Origin of the sequence: Paenibacillus taichungensis, assembly GCF_047302525.1 — a bacterium.
Taxonomy (GTDB): domain Bacteria; phylum Bacillota; class Bacilli; order Paenibacillales; family Paenibacillaceae; genus Paenibacillus; species Paenibacillus taichungensis_B.
Window position 1 is genome coordinate 3,811,236 of record NZ_CP168020.1, and the last position, 12,396, is coordinate 3,823,631.

The following is a 12,396-nucleotide window of genomic DNA, read 5'->3' on the forward strand; positions in this document are numbered from 1 at the left end:
TGTTTTCCTCGGTCAGACTATTTAAGCAGTATTTCTTTATATTCTGTCGGACTGAGTCCCGTATATTCCTTAAACACCTTGGAGAAATAATGCTGATCACTGAACGATAACAGATCCGATAACTCCTTAAACTTCATATCCGGTTGACATTCCATCAGTCTGCATGCTTCCTTAATCCTAAGCTTTGTATAATACTGCACAAACGTGACTTGCGTTACGTTTTTAATGACTCTGCTAACGTAAGAGGGGCTGACGTGAAACTTCATTGCAATGTCATTGATCGATATTTGGGTATACTTGTTCCGTTTGATGTACTCATCCATTTGCACAAACAGATCTTCTCTGCTTTTCCGACCATGGGATTGAAGCATTTCAAAACATTGTCCAATCCATTCCGTTAATTCACTGCAGAAATCACCATATGTTTCTTTATCAAATAGTTTTTTTGCTCTAAGCTCCAGACCAAGCCTAATTCCCGCCCCTTGCTCTTCAACCAAATGTGCGAATGTATCCACCACTAAATTGATAAATCGTTCCAATTCCTTTACATGTACGTTATCCTCCGTCCATCGATTCATCAACTCGGACAGCTTAAGGGTAAGATGCTCCTTCTGACGAGCTTGTATCATGTGGACAAAAGCAGATTCCAATGTGGAATCCAGACAACCTGCTTCAGTTCTTGTTATGGAGACGGGATTTCCGCTATCCAGCACCAATCCATTGTTCAATCGCTGATGCATCGATAAAATGGACGATATTTGGTGATAAAGCTCCGACAGATTAGCGGATTCCGACCATACTAGCTGCCCAGCGATTGTAGTGTCCTTACCTTGTACAACTAAATGACGCCGCAACGATTCGAGACATTCATGTACAGAAGAATACAAATCAAGAATCCCCCTGTTTACAAAAACGATGAATTGCTGCGGAGTTTGACTTAGAAAAACTTTACATGGACGAGGAGCAAAAAAATCTTCTAAAGAAGCCTGTAACGTCTTTTGTCCCCAGCGTTCCCGTTCCGAGGTGAAAGGCTGTCTGCGCAGAATGATCATCATTTGGGCCAAAAAAGCAGCATGTTCTCCTGGCTTAAGTTCAGCATAACTATGGGGATCAACGATCTCCTGCAACTCATGGAAGTTCCTAGACCTCGATTGATCGAGCTGTTTAATAACTCTGCCCATGACTTCCTCCAGCGCCTCAGGTTCGACGGGCTTCAGCAAATAGTCGAACACCTGCAAATTCAATGCTTTTCGTGTATATTCAAAATCACTATACCCGCTAATTAGAATGACCTTCAACTCAGGCTGGGCTAATTTCGCCTGCTCAATTAGTGATAAGCCATCCATCTTGGGCATCCGTATGTCTGTCAACAGGAGATCAATTGGCTGCTTCTGAAGTGCTACTAACGCCTCTTCCCCATTTGTGGCCGTAACTGCCACGTGAATGGGAAAATCCAGCTTATCCATCAGCATTTTAATATTGCGCAATATAGGTTTGCTATCCTCAACGATCATGATATTGTACATGGTCTATCCCTCCTGTGTTCAGTAAAAATCCCTCGTCATCGATCCGATGATTTGAATGGTTGCTCCTTTTTCATTGTCTGAATGATTGTTGTAAATGTTAAATAAAAGCCGATTGCTATACATCAGTTTAAGCCGATTGACGCTATTGACGATCCCCATGTTGCCAAGAGCTGTCTGGCGATCGGGGGTTTGATTCATTCCGGAGCCGGACTTCTGAATATTGGACAAAATCTCTTCTATTTTGTTTGGTTGGAAGCCTTCTCCGTTATCTTTGATCTCCAACGCCCATAATCCGTTATACTGCTTCACGGTAATTTGGATACGCCAGGGAGGTGTGGTATTAAAGAAAGCGTGCTCAATACAGTTTTCAACGAAAGGCTGAATGACCAGCCGCGGCAGCCGGATTTCACTCGTCAGTTCATCAGCATCGATGTTCCACTCCAAATCTTCTTCATACTTTTGTTGTACCAACGACAAATAATGTCTTGTATGCTCAAGCTCATCCGTCATCGTCACATGTGCATAAGGAGATGAAACAATATAACGTAAACTGCCTGACAGATGTTTGCACATATCGGACACGACTTGGGTTCTCCCCTCTTGAGCAGCAATGCTGATCAAATAAAGGACGTTATGAAGGAAATGGGGAGCAATCTGGGCTTGCAATGCGGAATTCCGCGCAGTGACTTCTTCATGTAATGCCTTCTTCTCACGGTCAATGGACTGCTGTAATCGTTCCATCAAGTCCTGAAAAGCTTCATTCAGCAGAATCAGGTCGTTATTTTTGGGTCGATCATCGACTTTCAGCTTCATATTGCTGTAGTTGATGCGCCAAATCTGGCTGCGAAGCTTACGAATGGGAAGCAACAGGTTGCGTGTGGAGAAGAAAATATACACGAAAGAAATGAGCATTAAGACAGTAATCAGTAGAACGGACATGCTTTGTACAGAACGGATCGAGCCTAAAACCGAATTTTTCGGCGTTATTATAAAAGTAATCCAACCCGTATGGTGAGATGTAGAATGCGTAACGTAATTATTTTGTTCATCAACTGCCAGTCCCTCGTCGGATAATGGCTCTTTCCACACCAATGCGTTCTTTCTCGCTTCCGAGCCAGTCATTTGCTCACCTTGCTTGTTCAAAATGAATACATCTCCTGCTGTAATTCCTTCCGTAAGGTTTTGAATGTATGCTTGATCCATTTGAATACTAAGATATCCATATAGCTTGCCATTCTGATCGTTGACCGTACGGACAAATGAGATGGTGTCAGCCTCTCGAAGCAGAATAAAACCGTTCCCGGTCCACTCTCGTCCACTCCTGCTTTTTTCCGTTAGGGTACTTAGGATTGTTGGAGGATGCCCTGAACCCAGATACGATGTGAGCAGCACACCTTGTTTATCATAAATGGACATGTCCTTGATGTTCATGCTGGGGCCAATAGCCTGAAACATGATATCTTTTAGTTTCCGAATCTGCTTTAGTCTTTCATAATTGCTTGGGGCTAAAGAACTCTTGTCCATCGTTGCAAAGATGTCCTTATTGGACAATATGCGCTGGGACATCTGGTTTTGCTGCTCTACATATAGGTCAACTTGTTCTCGTACCTTTGTGGCAGTGACCAGCGTATCCTCCTCCGTTTTTTGTGTGAGCGGGCGGATAACGACAAGGTTCACATAAACGATAAAGCAACCCAGCACGAACAAAAGAAGGGCCAGAAATGTCAAAAGTACTTTTGTCTGCAAGCTGAATTGTGTGGCTCTATGTATAAATTTAGCCATGCTTCGCGAAGCCTCCTGTCCTGTCATGCTGTGAAACTCGTCTGGATCATGTCTTAATGTAGCATGGGTTTGAATGAAATGATAGCGATTTCAAGTTCAGGATTTTACACATAAATATTCAAGCACAGACATGTACCGAAGTAACAGAGGATTTTATAATTGGATTTGTAAACGGATTCATCACATGTTTCAGAGGGGGATTTGCGTTGAACATGCATAAAAGAAAAAAAGCAGCATCCATTTTACTGGCAAGCTTGTTGTCCATTTCACTGACCGCTTGCGGATCAGGAGGTACTGATTCTGATACGTCTGCAAGCAATGGCAATAAGAACAGCAAGGTCACACTGGAATTGGCCATTTCAAAGAGTTCACAGGATTCTGCCTTTATACAGCAGGATATTCTCGATGAGTTTGAAAAACAAACCCATATTTCTGTTAATCTGCAGCTCATTCCGGCTGAGCAAACAACGACCGTGCTGCAAACCAAGCTGGCTGTAGATGAAACGCCCGACATCATCCAGTACAATTTGGCCAGCGCGATTACGGATCTGAATCTTGAACGCAATTTCGAAATTCTGGATAACGAGTCCTGGGCCAGCAGAATTGTAAACAAAGACGTACTCTCCGCTGCCGGCCATATCTACAGCTTCCATGTCAGCCAGGACACGGGCATGCAAGGCGTCGTGTACAACAAACAGATTTTTGCTGACCTGGGTCTGTCCATCCCTACAAGTTACGAACAATTTTTGGCTATTTGTGAAAAAATTAAAGCTGGCGGCATTACTCCGGTATTCATGCCCTATAAAGATGCATGGGCTGCGAACATCTGGCCTGCGGCAGCATTTGCCGATTTTGTAGCCAAAAACGATCCTTCTTTTTTCGATGAGCTCAACAGCAACAAGAAAAAATGGTCCGATATTCCCGAGTTCAAAACATTTTTGCAGCAGCAATACGAAGTCTACACCAAGGGGTATACCAATACGGATGTGCTGAGCGATAGCTATGACATGGCGGTTGGCAAATTCCTGAACAAAGAAGTCGCCATGATGTTTATGGGAGATTGGTTAATCGAAGGCGTAGCAGAACAGGATCCAAGCATGGAACTCGGCGTATTCCCAATTCCGTCTTCCGATGATGCCAAACTGGGTGCAAGTCCGCTTGGAGGACAGCTGTTCATTCCGAAAAAGGCTAAGCATTTGGACGAAGCCAAACAGTTCCTGGACTTTATCGCCTCCAAGGAAATTGCACAACAGATCGTCGATTCCAAGGGCTATGTATCCAATTTTAGCGATGTTACTACACCAGAGTTGCCTGCTTACAAACAGGATATCGTCGACAATTACATCCTGCCCAAGAAAACTGTGTTGACAACGGATGCTTACATGCTGGTAGATCGCAGTGAGCTATACAGACTGTTACAGGATCAATTCGCTGGTGGTTTGACTCCGGAGGAAGTGCTGAAATCTTGGGATGAGAAGTTCAGTCAATTGATGCAAGATAAAGGCGTTTCCGGTTTCTAAGAAATGAAATACAGGGCACCATGTCATTCCTGAATGATGTGCTGCCTAGCCATAACGGAGTGTGAGACATGAAAAGGGCTAAAAATTTATATTCATATTACATGGTATTTCCGGCACTACTCATCTACTCTATCTTTTTTGTTATTCCGGCACTTGCTGCTTTCTACTACTCCTTCACGGATTGGCGTCTGGATCGTATTGATCTGAAGTTTATCGGATGGGACAATTTCGAGAAAATTTTCTCAGACAAAACGCTTATTTTGGCGCTTAAAAATACGGCGATTTTTGCCGTTGTTACGGTTGCTGGCAAAAATATTATTGGTCTGCTATTAGCCGTGGCCCTAAATATGAGATTAAAAACGAAGAACCTGTTGCGCGCTATTTTCTACTCCCCTTCCATACTGAGCATTCTGGTCATTAGCATCCTGTTCACACCAATGCTGCGTACGGAGGGTACGATTAATCACGTATTGGAAGCAGTCGGATTACATTCATTGAGTCAGGCTTGGTTGACCAATCCTTCCCTTGTCATCTGGACGATTGCCATAGTATCCATCTGGCAAAGCGCGGGATTCCAAATGGCCATCTATCTGGCTGGTTTACAATCCATTTCTCAAGAATATTATGAAGCCGCTACGATTGACGGAGCAAGCTCCTGGAAAAGTTTTTTCAAAATCACTCTGCCCCTTTTGTTGCCAGCCATCAATATTAATCTGATGTTGACGCTGATTGGCGGGCTTAAAGTATTCTCGGAAGTGTATGTCATGACCGGCGGAGGTCCAGGCAACGCTTCACAAGTTGTGGGTACAATCATTCTCCGCTCCTTCGGCGAAGGAAACTGGGGACTTGGTACCGCAGTCAACACGCTTCTGTTTGTGGTTGTCACGATTATTGCTATACCGCTATTGATTTTCATGCGGCGCAAGGAGGTTACGGAATAACATGGGATATACACGCAAACTCGCTATTCGCAACTATGTTGTTGAAGGATTTTTGCTCCTCGCCTCTCTACTCATACTGTTGCCTCTGGTGATTCTAATTCTGGGTTCGTTCAAAACGAGCGCTGAAGTGCTCAGCTTTTCCTTAAGTCTGCCGGATAAATGGCAATTTTCAAACTATGTCCGGGTATTTGAAGAAGGCGGTCTGTCCCGAGCATTCCTGAACAGCATCTGGATTACGGGGATCTCGTCAATCATCAACATTGTGGCTTCCTCAGCAGCGTCCTTCATTCTGGCACGCCGGGACACAAAACTTTCAAACACAATATATATGTATTTTTTCATGGGACTGATTGCACCGATGTCGATCATTACGACGATCCGGGTCGTGCAGGGGTTGGGTTTTTACGGCAGCATATCAAGCGTCATCCTGATTTACGCTGCGCTTAATACCGCTTTTAGCGTATTTTTATACAGCGGATTTATCAAAACCATTCCGAAAGCACTGGACGAAGTTGCATTTCTGGAAGGTGCCAGCGTATTCGGTGTGTTTTTCCGTATTGTTACACCGCTCATCCTGCCCGTTAACGCAACGGTAGCGATCATGGTGTTTATGTCGGTATGGAACGATATCACGATTCCGGTATACTTCCTAACGAATAGTTCAACATGGACGATGCCGCTTTCGATCTATAATTTTTACGGCAAATACAGCCGAGACTGGAATTTGATTTTTGCTAATCTTGTACTGACTTCACTTCCTGTGTTTATTCTCTACTTGTTTGGACAGAAATATATCGTTAGCGGACTTACTGCGGGAGCAGTCAAAGGGTGACCATTAGTATTTAAATAGAAATAAAATTAGGACGCTTTTGGGAGGCAACTCTCGAAAGCGTTTTTTGTTCATGCCCTCTTGACGTTTATTTACAATACACACATCTATGTTTATTAATGAACAAATTCAATGAATCTAACAATTGATTATACGATACTCTCTTATATAATAATAGATAGATGTTCATTATTGTATGTATGTAAATTTAAATTACATCCTACAGTAATGGATGATGTTACTTTCCCCCTGCAATCCATTCATATAGAAAGGAGATGCTACGATGGACAGACCCTATATGATTTGTCATATGCTTAGTTCAATAGATGGCAAAATTATCGGGGATTTTTTGGAAGATGATCGGTCAACCTACTTCATTAATGAGTATGAACATATTCATGACCGCTACGGATGTGATGCTTGGATGTGCGGACGAGTCACGATGCAAGAACATTTTGCACATGAATATATTCCTCCATCCAATCAAGACAAGCAGTCCCCGATTCCTCGAACGGATTATATTGCGCAGAAAGACGTTGAAACTTATGCCATCGCCGTAGATCCACACGGCAAATTGGCTTGGACCCATAACTATATATCCGAAGAGAATGGCAACAGAACTAAGGATCACATCATTGAGGTACTGACTGAAGAAGTACCCGATGCTTATCTCGCATATCTACAGGAATTGGGCATCTCTTATATCTTTGGTGGAACGAAAGAGCTTAACGTTGTGACGGTTGTAAAAAAACTGAAAGCATTGTTCTCCATTGATCGATTATTGCTTGAAGGCGGCGGTGTCTTAAACGGCTCTTTCCTGAATGAAGGTTTGATCGATGAGTTAAGTCTCGTATTCGTTCCTTTTGCAGAGGCAAGCTCTCCGGCTTTGACCATCATTGAGAATGGTTCGAGTTCCAAAGAAACCTTCCCCGTTCATTTTGAATTGATAAGAGTCGAACAGATGGAACATAACGGATTGTGGATGACTTATCGAGTAGAAGGAAATTCTAAATAATTCTTAAATGTACAACGAATGGAGGATCACATAGCTATGGAAAAAAAACAAACTGCTGGAAGAGATATATTGGGTGACTTCGCCCCCAAATTTGCAGAGTTGAATGATGATATTCTGTTTGGCGAGGTATGGTCAAGAGTAGAAGAATTATCTAGTCGTGATCGCAGTATGATTACCGTCTCTGCACTTATTGCCGGTGGGAATTTCGAACAATTAACCCCACACCTTCACAAAGCAAAGGAAAATGGAGTAACTCGTAATGAAGTGGCTGAAATGATTACTCACCTTTCCTTCTATGTGGGCTGGCCGAAGGCATGGTCTGCGTTCAATATTGCAAAAGATATTTATAAATAAAAAAGAAAGCAGGGATTCATTATGACAAACGAACATTTGAGTAACAGCACCATCTTCCCACTGGGAAAGAAAGTAGAAGCCAATTTTATTGGAGACGCATATCTGGAAATGGTCTTTACAGATGAAACTCCACTTAATACAAGCATTGGAAATGTCACTTTCGCGCCAGGAGCACGCAATAATTGGCACTCACATGTGGTAGGCCAAGTGCTACTCGTTACAGGTGGTGAAGGCTGGTACCAGGAAGAAGGTAAACCCTCACGAATGCTTAAAACCGGAGATGTTGTAAATATTGCTCCTAATGTGAAGCACTGGCATGGGGCAACAGCCGATAGTTGGTTTGTGCATTTGGCTATGACACCTGGACAAACCGAATGGTTAGAACCTGTGAATGATGAGTGGTACAACGCGCTCTAAGGAAAGAATCTGATCCAAATGAAAGGAATGAACTGAATATGTCTAATATTGAGGGTAAAGTTGTAATTCTTACGGGAGCATCCAGTGGAATTGGAGAAGCTACCGCGAAAGTTCTTGCTTCAAAAGGGGCCAAACTGGTATTGGCAGCTCGTCGGGAAGAGCGTTTAGTACAATTGCAAAAAGAAATTCAGAATAATGGCGGTCACGCTATTGTCAAACCAACAGATGTGACTTCGCAAACTCAAATGGAAGATTTGGCTGAATATGCACTAAGCGAATTTGGTAAAATCGATGTTCTAATCAACAATGCAGGAATCATGCCTCAAGCCTTTCTCTTCAAGAAAAAAATTGATGAATGGGACAACATGATCGATGTAAACATTAAAGGTGTCCTCTATGCTATTGCAGCAGTTCTTCCGACCATGAGAGAACAGAAATCGGGTCATATTTTGAACCTTTCCTCCGTTGCAGGACATAACATTTATCCGGGTGGAACTGTATACTGTGGAACGAAGCATGCCGTTACAGCAATCTCCGAAGGCTTGCGCCAGGAAGAAGCCATGAGCGGCACAAATATCAGAGTCACCAATATTTCTCCAGGCGCTGTCAGCAGCGAGTTACTGGAAACGACAAGTGATCCTGAGTCCAAAGCAGGTTTAGATGAGTTCTACAAAACGGCTATCGATGCCGATAACATCGCACGTGCAATCGCATTTGCAATTGAGCAACCATCAGATGTAGCGATTAACGAAATGATCATTCGTCCAACGGTTCAAGTGGGATAATAGTATTGATTTACGAAAAAAAGGAACGAATGCAAGCTTATTTTTTAGGCTGCTTCGTTCCTTTTTACATAGATAAGCTTAAAATTTTCGAGCTGTCACCTTAAGGCTGTAATAGCTTGTATCCGCAGGGAAATGCCACTCCAAATCTGTGAAACCAGTCGAACTTAATACGTTGTTAATATCTTCTCGCAACAATGCTCTAGAACGGAATCTTTCATTTCCAATCCCCCTCAATTGGTCATGTTTTATGATACTTAAAACGATTCTGCCCGTTAGTTCAAGTAAGATGCCTTTTTAAAAATTATATCAAGAAGTCCAAGCATACTAGTAACCTTTGAATATACTATTCTATTCCACTGATTAGGAGGTAGATTCAATGACAACGTTTATTGATGCGAGAACATCGCAAAACGCAAGTTTGGCTAACTCGATTGCTATTCCGATCTTGGTAATCAACACACCGCAATTGTTTGGACAACTTGGTCTTCAGACAGTAGGTGCAGGTACTAACCCCAGAGTTCAATTTAAAGGAACGATTTCTGTTCAAGTACCGTTAGCTCTTGCTGGAATAACGATTACCATTGTAAGAGGAACACTGTCCACTGACCCTGTAATATACTCAGCAACTTCCACTTTTAATTTGAGTGTTTTGGCGCCTCAAATTATTACGTTCTCTGCGGATGATTTCAATCCGCCAATTACCCCTCAATTGACATACACTGCATTCGTAAGCTCCAACTTGCTGGGTACAATCCGTGTAGGTCCTGAGAACTTTGATGGATTCATCGTTTCAGATTAATACAACAGCTCGTCTTTCTAGTTCTTTCTTTCAGTCTCCTTCATCATAAAAGAAGAAAATCCAATCGCAATGTTATGAGCGATTGGATTTTCTAATTTCTATTTATAGATCAAATGGTGAAAATCTTTACCTACTACTTTGTGACTTAAATTGTGCTAGTGTCAATTACGAATCTGTACTTCACATCTGAAGCTAATACGCGTTTGTATGCTTCGTCAATTTGGTCAGCTGAAATGACTTCGATCATAGGGACGATACTATGTTCTGCACAGAAATCAAGCATTTCCTGAGTCTCACGGATGCCACCGATCATTGAACCTGCAAATGAACGACGGTGACCGATAAGGGACATCACGTTTACTGCCAAAGGCTCCCCAGGAGCACCCACATTAACCAGCGTGCCATCCAGAGTGAGCAGTGAGAAGTAAGCATTGATGTCGATATTTGCACTTACCGTGTTAATAATCAGATCAAAAGACCCGGCGAGTTTTGCGAACGTATCAGGTTCACTTGTGGCATAGTAATGATCTGCCCCGAATTGCAAACCATCCTCTTTTTTCTTCAATGATTGTGATAGAACAGTTACTTCTGCGCCCATGGCATGTGCAATTTTGACAGCCATATGACCCAGTCCACCCAGACCTACAACCGCTACTTTTTTACCTGGTCCCGCTCCCCAATGATTTAGCGGCGAGTATGTTGTAATACCTGCACATAGTAGAGGTGCAGCGACATCCAGCTCGATGTTATCCGGAATACGAACGATGAACTCCTCGGTTACGACGATGTGGGTGGAGTACCCGCCTTGTGTAGGTTCGCCGTACTTATCAACACCCGCGTAGGTAGGAACATTTCCTTTGAGACAGTACTGCTCTTCTCCTTGGCGGCAGTTTTCACATTCGCCACAGGAGTCAACCATGCATCCGACCCCTACTCGGTCACCAACTTTGTACTTTGAAACTTCGGATCCTACATCGGTGACAATTCCTGCGATCTCATGTCCAGGTACGAGCGGATAGTTTACGGGGCCCCATTCGCCGTGAGCAGTATGGATATCAGAGTGGCATATGCCAGCATATTTAATCTCGATCAGGACATCGTGCAAATCAAGATCGCGTCGTTTAATCTCAGCCGCCCGGAACGATTGGTCCGGACCGTCAACAGCTCGTGCTTTAGCAGTTATCATAATAAAACCTCCTAAGATTGTCATTCTTCCTTTTCCCTTGCAAAATTATCTTAATCCCTCTAGTTAACTCTAGGTCAAATGTCTTTTGAAATTTTGACATCCTACAATATGCGTGGTAGAATCCCAAAATAAACTAGAGTTAGCTCGAAGTCTATATTAGTACGAAAAGGGGAAAATAAATGACATATTCAATTAGCGAAGTTGCTAAAGAATTGAAACTAACCGTATATACATTGCGTTACTACGACAAGGAAGGACTCATGCCTTTTGTAGAACGTACCCCTGGCGGAGCTCGAAACTTCAAAGAATCAGACATCGATTTTTTGAAGATCATTCAATGTCTGAAATCTACCGGGATGCCGATCAAGGATATCAAAGATTTTATTGCATGGTGTTCCGAGGGTGACTCCACCTTGCAGGAGCGATATGACATGTTCACGGAACGCAAGGCGAGTGTAGAAGCGCAAATGGAAGAACTTAGAAAGACCATGGAAGTTATTGAACATAAACGTGCATATTACAGGACTGCTCTCGATGCTGGAACGGAAGAGATTCATAAAAGCAATCGAATGGGGAACTTCATTGCTAACTAAAAGCGTTATATTTAACTCACAACAAAGAGCCTAAACGTCTATAGACGTTTAGGCTCTTTTTGCTCAATCCACTTTTGCGTGACGTTATATTGTTAATAACCCATATCCTTTAATATTTTGGATAATGTACGCAAACGCTCACCAATCATTTCATCGTCATCACTCAGAGCTTGGCTGAAAAGTTTAATATCTTCATTAATTCTCTCATTATCCGTACAGATCTCCACGGACATTGCATCCCCTTGTAGGCCAACACGATCGATGACAGGCTGCTCTGGGTCATATAAATTCTCATATCTATAGGCCTCGCGAAAATGTTCCAAAGACCGACAGATCAGAATGGACAAATCCAGCACGCGATGGAGAGGCAGTTCCTCAGATTGTCTGGACCACTTTTCTCCAGTGTATCTCCATACTTTCGCTGAAATATCAACTTTTCCTCTATCGTTCCACTGGGCCAATCCCAGGGAAAGACCTTTTGCGTCCGTGTTTCCGGCCATTCGGCCGTCAACCTTTTCATAATTATCCGATACGACAACAGGTTTATGTTTTAACGTTGTAGGTATTTTCAATTTATTCCCTCATTCCGTTTACCTTTTTACTAATTTACTAAACGACGGTTTCATCTTATCTTGATTTTCACTGTTAG

At 42.8% G+C, this 12,396-nt stretch carries 13 protein-coding genes; 9 read left to right on the top strand and 4 right to left on the bottom strand.

Features of this window, described 5'->3' with window-relative positions; all coding sequences use genetic code 11:
• Positions 1-17: 17 nt before the first annotated feature.
• On the bottom strand, positions 18-1,526 hold the full coding sequence (locus ACDJ58_RS16915; protein WP_413372049.1) for a response regulator transcription factor: 1,509 nt from the start codon (positions 1,524-1,526) through the stop codon (positions 18-20).
• A gap of 18 nt (positions 1,527-1,544) precedes the next feature.
• Entirely contained in the window at positions 1,545-3,308 is a 1,764-nt protein-coding gene (locus tag ACDJ58_RS16920; protein ID WP_413372050.1) for a cache domain-containing sensor histidine kinase, read from the bottom strand.
• 212 nt (positions 3,309-3,520) lie between these two features.
• On the opposite strand from ACDJ58_RS16920, the gene ACDJ58_RS16925 reads away from it, so the two are divergent.
• From ACDJ58_RS16925 to ACDJ58_RS16960, 8 genes are all read left to right on the top strand, one after another.
• Positions 3,521-4,828, top strand: coding sequence for an ABC transporter substrate-binding protein (locus tag ACDJ58_RS16925; RefSeq protein ID WP_413372051.1), 1,308 nt, complete (start codon positions 3,521-3,523; stop codon positions 4,826-4,828).
• 68 nt (positions 4,829-4,896) lie between these two features.
• Positions 4,897-5,769: a carbohydrate ABC transporter permease gene (locus ACDJ58_RS16930; RefSeq protein WP_413372052.1), complete on the top strand. Its 873-nt coding sequence runs from the start codon at positions 4,897-4,899 to the stop codon at positions 5,767-5,769.
• A gap of 1 nt (position 5,770) precedes the next feature.
• Entirely contained in the window at positions 5,771-6,601 is an 831-nt protein-coding gene (locus ACDJ58_RS16935) for a carbohydrate ABC transporter permease (protein WP_076289194.1), read from the top strand.
• 280 nt (positions 6,602-6,881) lie between these two features.
• Positions 6,882-7,613 carry a dihydrofolate reductase family protein gene (locus ACDJ58_RS16940; RefSeq protein ID WP_413372053.1) on the top strand — a complete coding sequence of 244 codons (732 nt, stop codon included), beginning with the start codon at positions 6,882-6,884 and terminating at the stop codon, positions 7,611-7,613.
• A gap of 36 nt (positions 7,614-7,649) precedes the next feature.
• Positions 7,650-7,967, top strand: coding sequence for a carboxymuconolactone decarboxylase family protein (locus tag ACDJ58_RS16945; protein ID WP_413372054.1), 318 nt, complete (start codon positions 7,650-7,652; stop codon positions 7,965-7,967).
• 21 nt (positions 7,968-7,988) lie between these two features.
• Complete coding sequence (locus ACDJ58_RS16950) at positions 7,989-8,384, top strand: cupin domain-containing protein (RefSeq protein ID WP_413372055.1); 396 nt, start codon at positions 7,989-7,991, stop codon at positions 8,382-8,384.
• 38 nt (positions 8,385-8,422) lie between these two features.
• Positions 8,423-9,169 carry an SDR family oxidoreductase gene (locus tag ACDJ58_RS16955; RefSeq protein ID WP_413372056.1) on the top strand — a complete coding sequence of 249 codons (747 nt, stop codon included), beginning with the start codon at positions 8,423-8,425 and terminating at the stop codon, positions 9,167-9,169.
• Between the two features lie 376 nt (positions 9,170-9,545).
• Positions 9,546-9,968: a hypothetical protein gene (locus ACDJ58_RS16960; protein WP_413372058.1), complete on the top strand. Its 423-nt coding sequence runs from the start codon at positions 9,546-9,548 to the stop codon at positions 9,966-9,968.
• A gap of 145 nt (positions 9,969-10,113) precedes the next feature.
• Here ACDJ58_RS16960 and ACDJ58_RS16965 read toward each other — a convergent pair whose 3' ends face one another.
• Positions 10,114-11,154, bottom strand: a complete 1,041-nt coding sequence (locus tag ACDJ58_RS16965) for an NAD(P)-dependent alcohol dehydrogenase (protein ID WP_413372059.1) — start codon at positions 11,152-11,154, stop codon at positions 10,114-10,116.
• A gap of 179 nt (positions 11,155-11,333) precedes the next feature.
• On the opposite strand from ACDJ58_RS16965, the gene ACDJ58_RS16970 reads away from it, so the two are divergent.
• Entirely contained in the window at positions 11,334-11,747 is a 414-nt protein-coding gene (locus ACDJ58_RS16970; protein WP_413372060.1) for a MerR family transcriptional regulator, read from the top strand.
• Between the two features lie 92 nt (positions 11,748-11,839).
• Here the strand turns inward: ACDJ58_RS16970 and ACDJ58_RS16975 are convergent, their stop codons facing one another.
• The gene (locus ACDJ58_RS16975) at positions 11,840-12,319 is read right to left on the bottom strand and encodes a DUF6530 family protein (protein ID WP_076289188.1); all 480 of its coding nucleotides are present in this window, start codon (positions 12,317-12,319) and stop codon (positions 11,840-11,842) included.
• Positions 12,320-12,396: the final 77 nt, after the last annotated feature.